The 16720-nt window shown below is 73.3% G+C and carries 17 protein-coding genes; 13 read left to right on the top strand and 4 right to left on the bottom strand.

Going from position 1 to position 16720, the window contains the following annotated elements:
- Positions 1-33 precede the first annotated feature (33 nt).
- The 7 genes from ACO06A_RS18260 to ACO06A_RS18230 are packed head-to-tail and all read left to right on the top strand — an operon-like array spanning position 34 to position 8043.
- The gene (locus ACO06A_RS18260) at positions 34-1680 is read left to right on the top strand and encodes a thiamine pyrophosphate-binding protein (RefSeq protein ID WP_421733613.1); all 1647 of its coding nucleotides are present in this window, start codon (positions 34-36) and stop codon (positions 1678-1680) included.
- 38 nt (positions 1681-1718) lie between these two features.
- Entirely contained in the window at positions 1719-3185 is a 1467-nt protein-coding gene (locus ACO06A_RS18255; RefSeq protein ID WP_421733612.1) for a fumarylacetoacetate hydrolase family protein, read from the top strand.
- Entirely contained in the window at positions 3167-3874 is a 708-nt protein-coding gene (locus ACO06A_RS18250) for a GntR family transcriptional regulator (RefSeq protein ID WP_421733611.1), read from the top strand. The genes ACO06A_RS18255 and ACO06A_RS18250 overlap by 19 nt, the downstream gene beginning before the upstream one ends.
- A gap of 12 nt (positions 3875-3886) precedes the next feature.
- Positions 3887-5371, top strand: a complete 1485-nt coding sequence (gene hpaE, locus ACO06A_RS18245) for a 5-carboxymethyl-2-hydroxymuconate semialdehyde dehydrogenase (protein WP_421733610.1) — start codon at positions 3887-3889, stop codon at positions 5369-5371.
- Position 5372: 1 nt separating this feature from the next.
- Positions 5373-6473 (top strand): 3,4-dihydroxyphenylacetate 2,3-dioxygenase, encoded by a 1101-nt coding sequence (gene hpaD, locus ACO06A_RS18240; RefSeq protein ID WP_421733609.1) that lies wholly within the window; start codon positions 5373-5375, stop codon positions 6471-6473.
- On the top strand, positions 6470-7267 hold the full coding sequence (gene hpaH / locus ACO06A_RS18235; RefSeq protein ID WP_421733608.1) for a 2-oxo-hept-4-ene-1,7-dioate hydratase: 798 nt from the start codon (positions 6470-6472) through the stop codon (positions 7265-7267). Before hpaD ends, hpaH begins: the two co-directional genes overlap by 4 nt.
- Complete coding sequence (locus ACO06A_RS18230; protein ID WP_421733607.1) at positions 7252-8043, top strand: HpcH/HpaI aldolase family protein; 792 nt, start codon at positions 7252-7254, stop codon at positions 8041-8043. The genes hpaH and ACO06A_RS18230 overlap by 16 nt, the downstream gene beginning before the upstream one ends.
- A gap of 4 nt (positions 8044-8047) precedes the next feature.
- Here ACO06A_RS18230 and ACO06A_RS18225 read toward each other — a convergent pair whose 3' ends face one another.
- Positions 8048-9019: a DUF4214 domain-containing protein gene (locus ACO06A_RS18225; RefSeq protein ID WP_421733606.1), complete on the bottom strand. Its 972-nt coding sequence runs from the start codon at positions 9017-9019 to the stop codon at positions 8048-8050.
- A gap of 106 nt (positions 9020-9125) precedes the next feature.
- Positions 9126-9323, bottom strand: a complete 198-nt coding sequence (locus tag ACO06A_RS18220) for a hypothetical protein (protein ID WP_421733605.1) — start codon at positions 9321-9323, stop codon at positions 9126-9128.
- A 239-nt stretch (positions 9324-9562) separates the two neighbouring features.
- Here ACO06A_RS18220 and ACO06A_RS18215 point away from each other — a divergent pair, with 239 nt between their 5' ends.
- The 5 genes from ACO06A_RS18215 to ACO06A_RS18195 all read left to right on the top strand — a co-directional run bounded on the left by ACO06A_RS18215 (position 9563) and on the right by ACO06A_RS18195 (position 14420).
- On the top strand, positions 9563-10012 hold the full coding sequence (locus ACO06A_RS18215) for a hypothetical protein (RefSeq protein ID WP_421733604.1): 450 nt from the start codon (positions 9563-9565) through the stop codon (positions 10010-10012).
- A gap of 122 nt (positions 10013-10134) precedes the next feature.
- Positions 10135-12570, top strand: a complete 2436-nt coding sequence (locus ACO06A_RS18210; RefSeq protein ID WP_421733603.1) for a lysylphosphatidylglycerol synthase domain-containing protein — start codon at positions 10135-10137, stop codon at positions 12568-12570.
- Between the two features lie 141 nt (positions 12571-12711).
- Positions 12712-13125: a DUF1622 domain-containing protein gene (locus ACO06A_RS18205; protein WP_421733602.1), complete on the top strand. Its 414-nt coding sequence runs from the start codon at positions 12712-12714 to the stop codon at positions 13123-13125.
- Positions 13126-13381: 256 nt separating this feature from the next.
- A complete protein-coding gene (locus tag ACO06A_RS18200; RefSeq protein ID WP_421733601.1) occupies positions 13382-13663 on the top strand; it encodes a dsRBD fold-containing protein in 282 nt (93 codons plus the stop codon).
- Between the two features lie 109 nt (positions 13664-13772).
- Positions 13773-14420, top strand: a complete 648-nt coding sequence (locus tag ACO06A_RS18195; RefSeq protein ID WP_421733600.1) for a GNAT family N-acetyltransferase — start codon at positions 13773-13775, stop codon at positions 14418-14420.
- Here ACO06A_RS18195 and ACO06A_RS18190 read toward each other — a convergent pair.
- Together ACO06A_RS18190 and ACO06A_RS18185 are read right to left on the bottom strand one after the other, a co-directional pair.
- Positions 14410-14895, bottom strand: a complete 486-nt coding sequence (locus ACO06A_RS18190) for a hypothetical protein (RefSeq protein WP_421733598.1) — start codon at positions 14893-14895, stop codon at positions 14410-14412. The two genes, ACO06A_RS18195 and ACO06A_RS18190, sit on opposite strands and share 11 nt — an antisense overlap.
- An 80-nt stretch (positions 14896-14975) precedes the next feature.
- Positions 14976-15521, bottom strand: a complete 546-nt coding sequence (locus ACO06A_RS18185; protein WP_421733597.1) for a pyridoxamine 5'-phosphate oxidase family protein — start codon at positions 15519-15521, stop codon at positions 14976-14978.
- A gap of 121 nt (positions 15522-15642) precedes the next feature.
- Between ACO06A_RS18185 and ACO06A_RS18180 the strand changes: the two genes are divergently transcribed.
- A complete protein-coding gene (locus ACO06A_RS18180; protein WP_421733596.1) occupies positions 15643-16719 on the top strand; it encodes a DNA polymerase IV in 1077 nt (358 codons plus the stop codon).
- Position 16720: the final 1 nt, after the last annotated feature.

The following is a 16720-nucleotide window of genomic DNA, read 5'->3' as shown; positions in this document are numbered from 1 at the left end:
ACGCGGTCGACCCGGTCCGAGAGGCCCACTTCGATGCCGACGGTCTCCGCGCACGTCGCGGTCACGCTCGCCGCGCACGTCGACCATGTCTTCGGGGTCATGGGCAACGGCAACGCCTACTTCCTCGACGCCCTGACGTGCCAGACGGACGCCCGCTTCGTCCCCGTGCGCCACGAGGCGGGTGCGGTGGTCGCCGCCGACGCCTTCCACCGGGCCTCGGGCAGGCTCGCCGCGGCGACGACGACGTACGGCGCCGGGTTCACCAACACGCTCACCGCCCTCGCCGAGGCCGTGCAGGCCCACGTGCCGCTCGTCCTGGTGGTCGGGGACGAGCCCACGTCGGGGCCGCGCCCGTGGGACGTCGACCAGATCGCCATGGCCTCGGCCGTCGGTGCCCGCACGTACACCGTGGGTCGCACCGACGCTGCCGCCACGACCGTCATCGCCGTCGAGCACGCCCTGACCTACCGGGTGCCCACCGTGCTCGCGATCCCCTACGACGTCGCGACGCTCGACACCGGCCCGGTGCCCGAGACGCCGACCCCCCGCCTGCCCGCTCCGCTGGCCGTGCGCGGCGCGTTCGCCGACGGCGTCGTGCGGGAGATCGCGACCGCCCTCGCCGCCGCGCGTCGACCGCTGCTCCTGGCCGGCCGCGGTGCCTGGGTGGCCGGCGCGGGCGAGGCGCTCGGCGCGATCGCCGACGCCACGGGCGCCCTGACGACGACGACCGCACTCGGGCGCGGGGTCTTCCCGCGCGACGAGTTCGACCTCGGTGTCGCCGGCGGGTTCGGTGCCCGGGAGGCGATGGAGCTGGTCCGTGAGGCCGACGTCGCCGTCGTCGTCGGCGCGTCCCTGAACCAGTTCACCATGCGGTTCGGCGACCTGTTCGCCCCCGGCTGCCGGGTGTTCCAGGTCGACGTCGCGCCCGCGGCCACCCACCCGCACGTCGGCGGATACGTCCGGGGGGACGCGGCGGTCGTCGCGGAGGCGATCCTGAAGGAGCTCGACGGGGTCACGCCCAGCGGGTGGCGCGAGTCCGTCGACCTCACCGCCGCACGGCGGCAGGAGCCTGGCGACGGGACCGCCCCGGACGGCCGGCTCGACCCGCGCTCCGCCGCGTCACGCCTCGCCGAGCTGCTGCCCGAGGACCGCGTGGTCGTCTCGGACGGCGGGCACTTCCTCGGCTGGTCGAACATGTACTGGCCCGTCTCGGCTCCGGACCGGATGGTGATGGTGGGGACGGCGTTCCAGGCGATCGGTCTCGGCTTCCCCAGCGTGGTCGGCGCGGCGCTCGCGCGGCCGGAGGCGACCGTCGTCCTGACCACCGGAGACGGCGGCGGGCTGATGGCCCTGTCCGACCTGGAGTCGGCGGTACGGGTCGCGGGCGGCCGCGGGATGGCCGTCGTCTGGAACGACGGGGCGTACAGCGCGGAGATGCACCTCTACGGGCGCAAGGGCCTGGCGCGGGAGCCGATGCTCATCCCCGACGTCGACTTCGCCGGCGTGGCCACCGCGCTCGGCGCCCAGGGCGTCGCCGTCCGCACCATGGAGGACCTCGAGGCGCTGACCGCGTGGCGGGCACGCCCAGCGACCGAGCGCCCGTTCCTGCTCCTCGACCTGCGCGTCTCGGGCACGGTGGTCGCGCCCTTCTGGGAGGAGATCTCCCGCGCGAGCGGCTGACCACACAGGACCTCTCCTCACCACCGGCAAGGGAGCTCATGACCGACGACAGCACCGACCGCAGGTTCTCCGCCCTCCCCGGACGACCCGGGAAGATCGTCGCGGTCCACCTCAGCTACGCGTCTCGCGCCGACCAGCGCGGCCGCCGTCCCGCGCAGCCGTCGTACTTCCTCAAGCCGTCGAGCTCGGTCGCGGCCTCCGGCGGCACCGTCGAGCGTCCGGCCGGCACCGAGCTGCTGGCCTTCGAGGGCGAGATCGCGCTCGTCATCGGCACCACCGCCCGGCGCGTGCCCCTGGACCGGGCGTGGGACCACGTCGGGTGGGTCACCGCGGCGAACGACCTGGGGCTGTACGACCTGCGCGCGAACGACAAGGGGTCCAACCTCCGGTCGAAGGGCGGGGACGGGTTCACCCCCGTCGGACCGGCCCTCCTCGACGCGCGGGCGGTCGACCCGGGTGCGCTGCGGCTGCGCGCGTGGGTCAACGGCGCGCCCCGGCAGGACGACACGACGGCCGGGCTCCTCTTCCCCCTCGCCCAGCTCGTGGCCGATCTCTCGCAGCACCTCACGCTCGAGCCGGGGGACGTCATCCTGTCGGGCACCCCCGCCGGGTCCTCCGTCGTCGTCCCCGGAGACGTCGTCGAGGTCGAGGTCGACATGCCCGGGGGGCCGACCTCCGGGCGGCTCGTCACGACCGTCACCCAGGCCGAGGACGGGTTCGACGGTGCGCTCGGGTCGCTGCCCGCCGTCGACGACCACCAGCGGGCGGAGGCCTGGGGCTCCCGCGCTGCCGCCGGGCTGGCGCCGGAGGGCCTCTCCCCCGAGCTGCGCGAGAAGCTCCTCCAGGTGCCGGTCGCCGCCCTCAGCGCGCAGCTGCGCAAGCGCGGGCTCGACGAGGTCACGATCGACGGGGTCCGGCCCATGCACCCGGACGCCAAGCTGGTCGGCACCGCGCGCACCCTGCGGCTCGTGCCCGGCCGCGCGGACCTGTTCGCCCGCCGCGGCGGCGGCCACAACGCCCAGAAGCGCGCGTTCGACAGCGTCGGCGAGGGTGAGGTGCTCGTCATCGAGGCGCGCGGCGAGGCCGGGTCCGGCACGTTCGGGGACATCCTCGCCCTGCGCGCCCGTGCGCGGGGGGCGGCCGGCATCGTCACCGACGGCGGCGTCCGCGACCACGCCGCCGTCGCCGCCGTCGGCATCCCCGTCTACTCGGCGGGCGCTCACCCCGCGGTCCTGGGCCGCCTGCACGTGCCGTGGGACGTCGACGTCGCCGTGGCGTGCGGCGGGACGACCGTCGAGCCCGGCGACATCCTCGTCGGAGACGGCGACGGCGTCGTCGTCATCCCGCCCGCGCTGGTCGAGGAGGTGGTCGACGCCGCCCTGGCCCAGGAGGAGGAGGACGGCTGGATCGCCGAGCAGGTCGCCGCCGGTCACCCCGTCGACGGCCTCTTCCCGATGGACGCCCGCTGGAGAGCGAGGTTCGACGCATGGCGCGCGGGCCGATGAACCAGGCGGCGCCGGTCCCGGTGCCGGCGCCCAGCAAGTCGCAGCACGCCTACCACTGGCTCAAGGAGCGGATCGCGGGCGAGGAGCTCACGCCGGGGTACCGGCTCGTCCTGGCGTCGATCGCCGACGAGCTCGACATGAGCGTCGTGCCGGTGCGCGAGGCGATCCGCCGGCTCGAGGCGGAGGGTCTGGTGACGTTCGAGCGGAACGTCGGGGCGCGCGTCTCCATGATCGACGACACCGGGTACCGGCACAGCATGGAGTCGCTGGCCATCCTGGAGGGAGCGGCCACCGCGCTCGCGGCGCGGCACCTCACCGCCGACGACGTCCGGCAGGCGCGCGGGCTCAACCGCCGGCTGGTCGAGTCGCTCGACGACTTCGACCCGAGGCACTTCACGTCCGTCAACCACGCGTTCCACTCGGTGCTCTTCGCCGCCTGCCCGAACGCGCGCCTGCTCGCGCTGGTCGAGGCGGAGTGGGTCCGGCTGGGTCACCTGCGCGACTCCACGTTCAGCTTCGTGCCCGGCCGCGCGCAGCAGTCGGTGCGCGAGCACGAGGTCCTCCTCGACCTCATCGAGACCGGCGCCCCCCTGCCGGACATCGAGCGCGCCGCCCGCGGCCACCGCTCGGCCACGCTCGCCGCCTACCTCAGCCACGAGCACCCCGACGGCGTCACCGCCGCACTCTGAGAGGCGACCTCCATGCCTGCCGACCTTCCCGACCGCCTCCAGCACTACATCGGCGGTGCGCACGTCGACTCCACGGACGGCTCGACCTTCGCGGTCCTCGACCCGGTCTCGAACGAGACGTACCTGCACGCCGCGGCCGGCAAGGCGGCCGACGTCGACCGCGCGGTCGCCGCGGCGCGGCAGGCGTTCGAGGAGGGGCCGTGGCCGCAGCTGCTGCCGCGCGAGCGCTCGCGGGTCCTGCACCGGGTCGCCGACATCGTCGAGTCGCGCGACGCCCGGCTCGCAGAGCTCGAGAGCTTCGACTCCGGCCTGCCGATCACCCAGGCGCTCGGCCAGGCGCGCCGGGCCGCGGAGAACTTCCGGTTCTTCGCCGACCTGGTGGTCGCGCAGACCGACGACGCGTTCAAGGTGCCCGGGCGGCAGCTCAACTACGTGAACCGCAAGCCCATCGGCGTCGCCGGGCTCATCACCCCGTGGAACACGCCGTTCATGCTCGAGTCGTGGAAGCTCGGACCCGCGCTGGCCACCGGCAACACGGTCGTCCTCAAGCCGGCGGAGTTCACGCCGCTGTCGGCCTCCCTGTGGGCCGGGATCTTCGAGGAGGCCGGCGTGCCCGTCGGCGTGTTCAACCTGGTCCACGGGCTCGGCGAGGAGGCGGGCGACGCCCTGGTGAAGCACGCGGACGTGCCGCTCATCTCCTTCACGGGCGAGAGCCGGACCGGCCAGCTCATCTTCGCCAACGCGGCCCCGCACCTGAAGGGTCTCTCCATGGAGCTCGGGGGCAAGTCCCCCGCCGTCGTCTTCGCCGACGCCGACCTGGACACGGCCATCGACGCGACGATCTTCGGCGTGTTCTCGCTCAACGGCGAACGGTGCACGGCGGGCAGCCGGATCCTGGTCCAGCGCGAGGTCTACGACGAGTTCGTCGAAAGGTACGCCGCCCAGGCCCGACGCGTCGTCGTCGGCCCCCCGCACGAGCCCACAACCGAGGTCGGCGCGCTGGTGCACCCGGAGCACTACGACAAGGTCATGGGCTACATCGAGCTCGGCAGGACCGAGGGCCGGCTCGTCGCGGGCGGCGGGCGGCCCGAGGGCCTCCCCACCGGCAACTACGTGGCGCCGACCGTCTTTGCCGACGTCCCGGCCGGCGCCCGGATCTTCCAGGAGGAGATCTTCGGCCCGGTCGTCGCGATCACCCCGTTCGACACCGAGGAGGAGGCGCTCGCGCTCGCCAACGGCGTGCAGTACGGGCTCGCGGCCTACGTGTGGACGAACGACCTGCGCCGGGCGCACACCTTCGCGCAGGCGCTCGACGTCGGCATGGTCTGGCTCAACAGCAACAACGTCCGGGACCTGCGGACGCCGTTCGGTGGGGTCAAGGCGTCCGGCCTCGGCCACGAGGGCGGCTACCGCTCGATCGACTTCTACACCCACCAGCAGGCCGTGCACGTCACGCTCGGCGAGGCGCACAACCCGACCTTCGGCAAAGGACACTGACGTGAGCGCGACCCCCATCCCGACGCCGTCCTCCCCGCCGCCGGACATCCTGCGTGCCGCCTCGATGGAGCTCGTGGTCACCGACCTCGCGGCATCGCGGCACTTCTACGTCGACGTCCTCGGCCTGGTCGTGACCGAGGAGGACGGCGAGGCCGTCTACCTGCGCACCTACGAGGAGTTCATCCACCACAACCTGGTCCTGCGTGCGGGTCCGGTCGCGGCCGCCGCCGCGCTCTCCTACCGGGTTCGCTCCCCCGCGGACCTCGACAGGGCGGTCGCGTTCTACCGCGAGCTCGGGTGCCGGGTCGAGCGGCGTGCCGACGGCTTCGTGACGGGCGTCGGGGACTCCGTGCGCGTGCAGGACCCGCTGGGGTTCCCGTACGAGTTCTTCCACGACGTCCAGCACGTCGAGCGGCTCGCGTGGCGCTACGACCTGTACACGCCGGGCACGCTCGTGCGGCTCGACCACTTCAACCAGGTCACCCCCGATGTGCCACGGGCCGTGCGGTACATGGAGGACCTCGGCTTCCGGGTCACCGAGGACATCCAGGACGAGGCGGGCACCACCTACGCCGCGTGGATGCGCCGCAAGCCCACGGTCCACGACACGGCGATGACCGGCGGGAACGGCCCGCGCATGCACCACGTCGCGTTCGCCACCCACGAGAAGCACAACATCCTGGCGATCTGCGACAAGCTCGGCGCGCTGCGGATGTCGGACCGGATCGAGCGGGGACCGGGCCGCCACGGCGTGTCCAACGCGTTCTACCTGTACCTGCGCGACCCCGACGGGCACCGGATCGAGATCTACACGCAGGACTACTACACGGGCGACCCGGACAACCCCGTGGTCACGTGGGACGTCCACGACAACCAGCGCCGCGACTGGTGGGGCAACCCGGTGGTCCCCTCCTGGTACACCGAGGCGTCCCTGGTGCTCGACCTCGACGGCGTCCCGCAGCCGGTGGTCGCGCGCACGGACAGCAGCGAGATGGAGGTGACCATCGGGGCCGACGGGTTCTCCTACACCCGCAAGGGCGACGCCCCCGATGAGCTCCCCAGCTGGAAGCAGGGCGAGTACAAGCTGGGCCATCAGCTGTGAGCGGCTCGTCCTTGTCGACGCAGACCGTCACGGCGATCGCCGACGAGCTAGCCGCGGCGGAGCGGAGCCGGACGATGGTGCCGCTCCTGACCGCTCGCCACCCCGGCATGACCGTCGACGACGCGTACGCCGTGCAGGGCGAGTGGCGGCGCCGCGCGGTATCCGCCGGTCGGCGGCTCGTCGGCCACAAGATCGGCCTGACGTCGAAGGCGATGCAGGCGGCGACCGGGATCGACGAGCCCGACTACGGGGCCATCTTCGACGACATGGTCTACGAGGACGGCGCGGTGGTCGAGCACGGCCGGTTCTCGAACGTGCGCATCGAGGTCGAGCTCGCGTTCCGGCTGGCCGAGCCCGTGGACGGCCCCGGCGCCACCCTGGAGGACGTCCTGCGCGCCACCGAGTACGTGGTGCCGGCGCTGGAGATCCTGTCCTCCCGCATCGAGCTCGCGGGCCGCACGATCGTCGACACGATCAGCGACAACGCGGCGATGGGGGCCATGGTCGTCGGCGGCTCCCGCGTCCGGCCCGACGACGTCGACCTGCGCTGGGTCGCCGCGCTGCTGCACCGCAACGAGACGATCGAGGAGTCCGGCGTCGCGGGTGCGGTGCTGGGCCACCCCGCGCTGGGCGTCGCGTGGCTGGCCAACAAGCTGGCCCAGCACGGCGACCGCCTCGAGGCCGGTGAGCTCGTGCTCGCGGGCTCGTTCACGCGTCCGATCTGGGTGCATCCGGGCGACACCGTGCTGGCCGACTACCGCGACCTGGGGACGATCACATGCCGATTCGCCTGACACCGACGTTCCGCGACGCCCTCGCTGCGCACGCCACAGGCCCGACCAGCGGACCGTTCCTCGGCATGTGGGTGTGCACGGCCAGCCCGCTCGTCGCCGAGATCTGCGCCGGGTCCGGGCTGGACTGGCTGCTGATCGACATGGAGCACTCGCCCAGCTCGCTGGACTCGGTGCTCGCGCAGCTCCAGGCCGTCGCCGCCTACCCGGTGACGCCGGTCGTCCGGGTGCCGACCGACGACGTCGTGACGATCAAGCAGGTCCTGGACCTCGGGGCGCAGAACCTCCTGGTGCCGATGGTGTCGTCCGCGGAGCAGGCGCGGGCGGTCGTCGAGGCCGTCCGATACCCGCCCCGCGGCCGCCGGGGCGTCGGCTCGGCGATCGCCCGGTCGGCCCGGTGGAACCGGGTCGAGGGGTACCTGGAGCACGCCGACGAGCACGTGTCGGTCCTGGTGCAGATCGAGACGGCCGAGGGCGTGGCCGCCGCCGAGGCGATCGCTGCGGTCGACGGGGTCGACGGCGTCTTCGTCGGGCCGTCCGACCTCGCCGCCTCCATGGGGCTGCTCGGCCAGCAGAGCCACCCGGACGTCGTCGCCGCCGTCCACCGTGCGTTCGACGCAGTGCGTGCGGCGGGCAAGCCGGTCGGCGTCAACGCGTTCGACCCGGACCTGGCGCGCGCGTACGCCGACGCCGGCGCCTCGTTCGTGCTCCTCGGCGCCGACGTGACGCTGCTCGCCCGGGGGTCCGAGGACCTCGCCGCCCGGTTCGGGCGCACGTGACAGGTCAGGGGCGCGGCGGCGTGACCGTCAGCGTCGCGAGCGTGGCTGCGCCGCGATAGCTCGCGATCACCTGGTGGACTCCCTGGGACGTGGGGACGCACGCCCACAGGGGACACGGGTGGCCGTCCCACGTGAGGCTGGCGACGTCCTTGACGTCAGCGAGGAACTCACCGTGGGTGCCGTACGCCCAGATCTGGTAGCTCTGGCCGTCGCCGAGATTCAGGCTGGAGCTCGTCGGGGTCAGCTCGATGAACCCCACCACCGGCCCGGAGGTCGCGTAGACCCAGTACTCCTCGGAGGCGACGATCCCGCCGATGATCTGCTCGTCACGGGCACCGTGCTGGATCGCGGAGACCCACGTGCGCAGACCGCTCGGGTCCAGGCCGCGGCCGAGCAGCCACCAGTAATAGCCGTCGACGACGGACGACAGGTACTCGGTCGACAGGAGGAACCCCATCGCCACCTGGGCGCGCGTCGCTCCGCCGTTGAGCTGGCCCAGCCAGAAGGCGATCTCCGAGTCGCCGGCCTCGCGGCCGAGGACGTCCGCATACAGCGCCCGCACCCAGTCCGCGGAGGTCCCACCGGCGACCGCCCAGTACTCGTCGGAGGCGATGAACCCGGAGTCCAGCTGCTCGATCGTCATGCCGGCGCTCATGTTCCGGAGCCAGAACTGCAGCCCCGCGGCGTCGGGTCCACGGCCGAGGTACGCGGCGTAGGCGTCGATGATCAGGCCGGAGCGGAACTCCTGCGACGACGTGATCGCGTTGGCGACCGCGATGCGCGGCGTGCCCGAGGAGAGCGCGCTCGTCCAGGTCGCGACGCCCGTCGGGTCCGGCGCGCGGCCGAACAGGTCGTCGTACACCGAGACCACGTAGTTCTCGATGGCAGGAGAGGGCGCCGCAGCAGCCGGTCCCGCCACCAGGGGGAGGAGCAGGCTGCCGAGAGCGAGGGCGATGGCCGGGCGGACGATGCGCACGTGATCTCCGAGGAAGAGTCAGCTGGTGAGCGCGCAGCGTATCGAGCGCGCGGCGGCCGTGGAGGGCTTTTCGCGGCCGACGACGCGAACAGACCCGTCTGGCCGCTCAGCTCGCGCGGCGTGCGCGGAAGTCATCCGCGATCTGCTGAGCCTGACCCACCACGAGCTGCCGGTAGGTCGCGTACCGCGACGCGATCTCGTCGTTGTCGGCACCGTGATCGCCCGCATAGAGCCAGGCTCGCTTCGCAGCGCGGATGTCGTCGTCCGTGACGTCGACCCGCCACGCCGTCTCGTCGTCGCCCATGCGAGCCAGCATCGCCGACGCCGGGCGGTCATGGGACGACAGCCGGGGCCATTCACCCGTCCGTTCACACGCACGAGGGACACGGCACCCGATGTCTTCGGCGTGTCGTGACTGCGGTCGCAGGCGCAACCACGCGGCCGCCCGCGGTGGGGTGACCGTCGACGCGGTGCACGCAGTCTCGTGGCCGGCGATCCGTCAGGCGAGTTGGATCGGTTCCCGCGGCCCCGTAGCCTCCGGCCATGAGCACCCTTGACGAGGTCGGCGAGCGCGACGCATGGCGGTGCTGGTTGTGCGACGAGCCGGTCGACCCCGACGGGTCCGTCAACTCCGACCGCGGCCCGAGCGTCGACGGCGGTGCCACCCCGAAGGGCAAGAAGCCGGCTCCGGGCTCGGAGCGTCTGGCACACCGGGCCTGCAACACCCGCAAGGGAGCCGTCAGGCCCGTCGTGGCCTGGTCGCCGACCCTCTTCGTCGTGGAGCCGGCGCCGATCGTGTCGACCGTCGAACGGCTGACGCGCAAGGGCGGGCGTGAGGTCGTGGGTCGCTGCCCGACGAGGGCGGACGCCGAGGAGGCAGCGGTGTGGCTCGTGGACCGGCTCTCGCGGTTCGCGCCCGGGCTGCGGGCGACCGCCACCGTCGAGCCGGGCGGCGGGCAGTTCCTCCTCGTGGCGCACGCAGGCGCTCGCTGACAGGTTGGTCCGGCCGTCCGGCGAAGTTCCGACGCCGGAGCCCCGGACCCCAGTAGCCTCGTGCTGACCTGCCGCACCCCCGGCCGCACCGCCTCAGGTCAGTCGTCATGCCAGGAGGCTCGATGGCCGTCAACGCGGATCAGGCTCGCGAAGGCGGGTTCGTCCGCGTCTGGTCGTCCGCGGCCGACGCCCCCAGGCTGCGCCGGCCGACCGACGTCATCCTGCTGGTCACGTCCATCCTGGCCCTCGGGCTCCTCGCCCTGGCGGCGCCGGGGCCGACCGGTGCCGACCACGCGCTCGACGCGGTGCTCGCGCGTCTCGAACCGCTGTTCGGCTGGCTGTGGAGCATCGTCTACGCCGTCCTGACCCTCTGGGCCGTGGGCGTCGTCCTGCTGGCCGCCGCGAGCCGAGGACGGCGGCTGCTGCTGGTCGACCAGCTGATCGCCTCGGCGGTGGCGTTCGGTGCTGCGCTCGGCGTGGGAGCACTCGCCGGTACTCACCCGTCTCTGATCGTCAGCGGCCTGGTGTCCTCCGGCCCACCGGTGGTCTACGTCGCGACCCGGGTCGCGATCGTCACCGCCGTCGTGGTCACGGCCTCGCCGCACCTGGCCCGACCCTGGCGGTACGCCAGCAGGCTCGTCGTCGGGCTGGGCGCCGTGGCAGCCATCGGGCTGCATGCGACCAACCTCATCGGCGCGAGCGCGGCCATCGCCGTCGGGATCGCTGCGGCCGCCGTCGCCCACCTCGTGATGGGGTCGCCCCAGGGGCGACTGACCGACGCGCAGGTCCAGGTCGCGCTCGCCGACCTCGGCGTCCTGGCCACCCGGGTGACGGCGGCTCCGGCACGCGTCGCCGCGGAGAACCTCCTCGTCGCGCGCACGGAGCAGGGCACGGATCTCCTCGTCAAGGTCTACGGGCGTGACGCGTGGGACAGCCAGGTCGTCGGATCGCTGTGGACGGCCCTGACGCGGCGGGGCGAGCGCGCACACGTGTGGGGCACCCGCCGGTCGCGCGTGGAGCACGAGGCCCTCTACACGATGCTCGCCGCGCAGGTCGGGGTGCCGACGCTGGACGTCGTCGCGGTCGGGCTGGCGGACCAGGGCGACGCCCTGCTGGTGACGAGCAGCCCTCGGGCGTACCTGAGCCTCCTCGAGTCCGGGGTGCCGGGCGAGGAGCTGCTCGGCGACACCTGGCGTGCCGTGGTCGCCCTCAACGCCGCGGGGATCGCACACCGACGGATCGAGAACAGCAGCGTCGTCGTCCGCACGGACGGTTCGGTCGCACTGGCGGACTTCGACGCCGCTGCCCACGCCTCGGACGAGGGAGACCTGCGCACCGACCAGGCCCGGCTCCTGGTCGTCACGGCGCTCGCGGTCGGGATCGACCGGGCGCTGTCCGCGGCGGTCGAGGTCGTCGGACCTGAGGGCCTGGCGGCAGTGCTTCCCTACGTGCAGCCCGCGGCGCTCGGGAGCCGGACCCGGGCCGAGCTGCGGGGGGCGACCTGGACGCTGGACGAGCTGCGCGCGGCGGCCGTCGCCGCCGCGGGTGTCGAGGATCCGCCGCTGGAGCGCCTGCGGAGGGTGACCCCGCGGTCGATCGGCAGGCTGCTCGTCGTCGGGCTGCTGGTCTACGTGCTCGTCACCTTGCTGGCCGGCGTCGACCTCGCGAGCGTCGCCTCGGCGCTCGCGTCGGCGGAGTGGGCCTGGCTGGCGGCCGCTCTGGCCCTCTCCCCGACCATCCAGATGGCGCTCGCCGGCGCGACCATGGGGGCGGCGACCGCGCGGCTGCGGTACGTCCCGGTCCTCATGCTCCAGTACGCCATCCAGTTCATCTCGCTGGTGCTGCCCGCGACCGCCGCCCGGCTCGCGCTCGAGGTCCGGGTCTTCCAGAAGTTCGGCATCCCCGCCGCGACCGCCCTGTCCTTCGGCCTCATCGACAGCGTCAGCGGGTTCGTCGTGCAGGTCGCGCTGATCGTGCTGATCCTGGTGAGCGGTCTGCCGGGCTTCACCTCGGCCGTCCCCGCGGCCTCGAGCACCGCGGGCTCCGGGTCGACGAGCCCGTCGCTCGTCGCCCTCCTGGTGGCGCTCGTCGCGATCGGGGTGGGGGTCACCCTGCTCGTCCCCCGGCTGCGCCACCGCCTCACCGCCCTGCTCCCGCGCGCCCGGGCCGCGCTTGCCGACCAGGGTCGTGCGGCGCGCTCCGCGCTCGGGGTGCTCCGCAGGCCGGCCAAGGTGGCCGCGATGCTCGGGGGGAACCTCGGCGCGCAGCTCCTCCAGGCGGGCGTCCTCGCGTTCTGCCTGCACTCGTTCGGCCAGACGGTCGCGTTCTCGCAGCTGATCCTCGTCAACACCGCCGTGAGCCTGTGCGCCGGCCTCATGCCCGTCCCCGGCGGGATGGGGGTCGCCGAGGTCGGCTTCACCGTCGGCCTTCAGGCCGTCGGGGTCCCCAGCGAGATCGCCGTCTCGACCGCCATCACCTTCCGGCTCGTCACGTTCTACCTGCCACCCGTCTGGGGAGCGGCCGCGATGCGGTGGCTGCGCCGGAACGAGTACGCATGACGACGGTCGCAGCCCGATCCGCGCGATCATCGCCTCGATCGAGGCGACGACGCGCTCAACCAGGAGGTCTGACATGCCGCTCCGTCCCGCACGCATCGACAGGGCCGGCGGGCGACGACGCACCTGGGGGGCGGTGACCGCGTGAGCTTCGCGGAGGTGATGGAGCAGGCGGCCCGGGCCTTCGAGGCGCTCGGCGCACTGATCCTCGTGCTCGGGTTCGTCTGGTCGCTCGCGCTCGCCGGCTCCGCATGGCGCCGCACGTCGGACGGCAAGACCGGGTTCGTGACGCTGCGACAGTCCTTCGGAGCGGCACTCCTGCTCGCTCTCGAGGTGCTGGTGGCCGCCGACCTCATCCGGACGGTCGCGGTGGCGCCCACGCTGGAGAACGTGGTGGTCCTGGGCTTGATCGTCCTGATCCGCACCGTGCTCAGCTTCTCGCTCGAGGTCGAGATCGACGGAGTCCTGCCGTGGCGGAGAGCCCTTGTCTCAGGCCCGACACGGATGGCCGAAGCAGCTCGACGCGCGCGCGGAGCACCTGACACCCCGAGTGACTGAGGAACCGCGGCCGCGCGAGCCGACGACGACCAGGTGCGCGGCGTGACTCTCCGCGATCAGCGCCTGGCGCGGGTCACCCCGGACGAGAACCCGCTCGACGAGGACCGCGGGGAATCGGACCGCCCCCAGCGCAGGCGGCGACCCGTCAACGAGCGGGGACCTTGTGCCCTACGCCCGAGCCGGTCGCCACCAGACGCTGGGAGGGAGGGACGCCCGCCGCACGGGTGGGCTGCCACGGGCGGAAGGGAGCAGTGCGATGACGCGTACCTGGAAGGTCCGGATCGATCTGTTCGAGACCGACGACCTGCGGGGGGACGGCGACGTCACGAAGGCCCACGCCGAGCTCACCACGTCGAGCGGCACCCGCCTCGAAGGGCAGGGACGCGCTCGTCGGGCACCGCAGGACCCCGACGTCCCCGAGATCGGCGACGAGCTGGCCGCGGCCAGAGCGCTGCGCGACCTGGCCGACCGCCTGCTGCGGGCCACCTCGCAAGACATCTCCGCGCTCGAGCACGAGGACGTGCAGATCGTGCGCTGACCGCGCGCGGCGTGCACGAGGAGGGTGACGCGACCAGCCGCGGCACGTCACGATGGTGCGCGCCGCACGGGGGTGTCGGCCCGGTGGACGGTTCCGGTGAGGAGTCGCGATGGTGGTGTCGGACGACACGCGTGAGAGGCCGAGGCACGTCCGGCGCGCCCGTCCGACGGACCTGCCCGCCACCCGCGCCGTGCTGGCTCGCGCCCTCGCGCCCGATCCGCTGATGGACTGGATCTTCGGGCGCCACCCCCACCGTGAGGCCGCGGTCGCTGCGTTCCTGTGGGCACCCATCGAGGCGTACACCCTGGCCGGCGCCGCCTGGCTGGCGATCGATGACGAGCGCGCCGTGGGGGCGGCCGCGTGGTCCGTGCCCGTGACCCAGCCGACCGCCGCGGACGGCGGCCCTGAGCTCCCGGGACGCGCGATGGTGGACCTGCTGCTGCCCGCGGACCACGTCGCGCTGGTCCGCTCGGGCTTCGCGGGGATGCACGGGCAGCTGCCGGACGAACCCCACGCCCTGCTGCACTTCCTGGGCGTCGACGCCGACCGGCGCGGCCAGGGCATCGGGGGTGCGCTCATCGAGGCCGGCCTCGCCGCGATCCCCGCGGACCTGCCCGCCCACGTCAACACCACCGTGGACGCGAACGTGCGCCTCTACGAGTCGCACGGGTTCGTCCGGGTCAGCTCGGTGCGGCTCGGCGAGCATGGTCCCGTCATGCACGGGCTGCGCCGGCCGGCCCCCGGCCTCAGGCGTTGACGAGGGGGTGCCGAGGCCGCCTCGGCACGGATGCGACCGCGGCCAGCACCGCGAGCACCGTCAGGACGATGCTCACCACGGCGGCGGTGTCGTCTGGTCCGCTGTCCGCGCGCGCGAGGTCCTCGGGCTCTAACGGGTTGACGAGCACATCGAGGGGCTCCCCCACCGCCAGCACCGGGTCGTCGTCGTACGAGGGGACCTCTCCGCGCATCGCGGCCCCACCGGGAAGGGCGTACCGCACGACATACCCGGCGACGTACGAATCCCGCTTGCCGCCGTAGACGTGCTCGACGACCGTGCCTGTGGTGACCACCCCGTCACGGCGCAGTGCCGCGTTGTCGAGCACATAGCTGGCCGCCGCCGCCCCGAGCGCCAGGGCGGCCACCGCGAAGGCGGCGACCGCGAACAGCCGCACGCGTCCGCGGGTGGTGTCCCGCACGCGGATGACACCCTGCCGCGCGGTCCGATCCGTCATGTCGGACAGTGTGCCAACCCCGGCCGGCGACCGACGCGGAGATCAGCTCCGCGGCGCACTGCGCAGCCCGCGCGACCGGATCAGAACCGGTAGGCCGTCTGGCCGTGCCCGCCGCCGAACGCGAGCACCTTCGCGGGGACGACCCGGTAGACCCACGCACCGCCGGACCCTCCTCCGGTGTCGCTCGCCTCGACGAACCCCTGGCCCCGCACCTCGAACTTCCAGTCGTCGCCGTACTTGGCGAACCAGGCGTCCGCCAGCCTCTGCAGGTCGTCCGGCTCGGTCACCCGTGACGCGGCCCCCTCGACCACCAGCTCGGTGCCGCTGTCCCAGCCACCCGCGCCCGTGCTGCCCGTGGCCACCGAGACGCGAGCGTTGGCGTCGAGGTTGCGCGTCTTCTGCTCCTCGGCGCCGGTGCAGAAGGCGAACGCGCCGTCCACCCAGACGCCCACGAGCGGAACGGCGTGCGGGCGGCCGTCCGTCCGCACCGTGACGATCCAGTAGAGCTGCGCGTCCGCGAGCCGTCCCTCGATGGCGGACCACGTCGGTGCCGTGGCCGACGGGTCTCCGTACCGTGGGTCGATCTCGCCGGTCGGCACACGCTGATCGAGCTTCTCGTTCACCATGGTGGCCCCTTCTCGGCGACACTCCGCGACGGACGGTCCTGCGACCGGGGATGGCCTTCGGACCGGTCGTTCGCGACGCTACCTGGGGACGCCGACACCGGACACCGGGCAGACTCGGCGCATGGGCACGCATGAGGCGTGGGTGCTGCACGTCGACCTCGACCAGTTCGTCGCGGCCGTCGAGGTGCTGCGCCGCCCCGAGCTGGCGGGCCGGCAGGTCGTCGTCGGCGGCCGCGGGGACCCGACCGAGCGGGGCGTCGTCTCGACCGCGTCCTACGAGGCCCGCGCACTCGGCGTCCACTCGGGGATGCCTCTGCGGATCGCGGCCCGCAAGCTCCCCGACGGCGTGTTCCTGCCCGTCGACGGCCCCGAGTACGAGGCAATGTCGGCACGGGTCATGGAGGCGCTGCGGTCGCTGGGCGTCGTCGTCGAGGTGCTCGGCTGGGACGAGGCCTTCCTCGGCGCCCGGACGGACGACCCCGAGCAGCTGGCCCGACAGGCACAGGCGGCGGTCCTGGACGAGACGCAGCTGCACTGCTCCGTGGGCATCGGCGACAACAAGGTCCGCGCCAAGATCGCCACCGAGTTCGGCAAGCCCGCCGGGCTGTTCCGGCTCACCGCGGAGAACTGGTTCGACGTCATGGGCGACCGACCGACGATCGACCTGTGGGGCGTCGGGACCAAGGTGTCGCGACGCCTCACGGCCCTCGGCGTGACGACGGTCCGCGAGCTGGCCGCCGCGGAGGTCGACGCCCTGACGGCGGAGTTCGGACCCAAGATGGGCGTCTGGTACCACGAGCTCGGGCAAGGGATCGGTCCGGCGACCGTCGACGACAGCCCCTGGGTCCCGCGCGGCCACAGCCGGGAGACGACGTTCCAGCAGAACCTCACCGACCCGGACCTGGTGCGCGAGGCAGTCCGCACGCTCGCACGCGACGTCGTCGAGGACGTCGCGCAGGACGGCCGGTCGGTGGTCCGGGTCGCGCTGAAGGTGCGCTACGCGCCGTTCGTCACGAAGGGCACCAGCCGCAAGCTCCCGGCGGCCACCCGGGACGCGCAGACCATCGTCGACGCGGTCATGGCACTGGCGGACACCCTCGAGGACCGCGAGGTACGGCTGCTGGGAGTGCGCGCCGAGATGACGATGCCTCAGGACGCGGACCCCAGCGAGCGAACGCCGGTCCGCGGTCGGATCTGAC

It is taken from the genome of Cellulomonas sp., assembly GCF_965229465.1.
Classification (GTDB): domain Bacteria; phylum Actinomycetota; class Actinomycetes; order Actinomycetales; family Cellulomonadaceae; genus Cellulomonas.
Note: the sequence above shows the minus strand (reverse complement) of the source record. Positions and strands in the feature narration are given on the sequence as shown.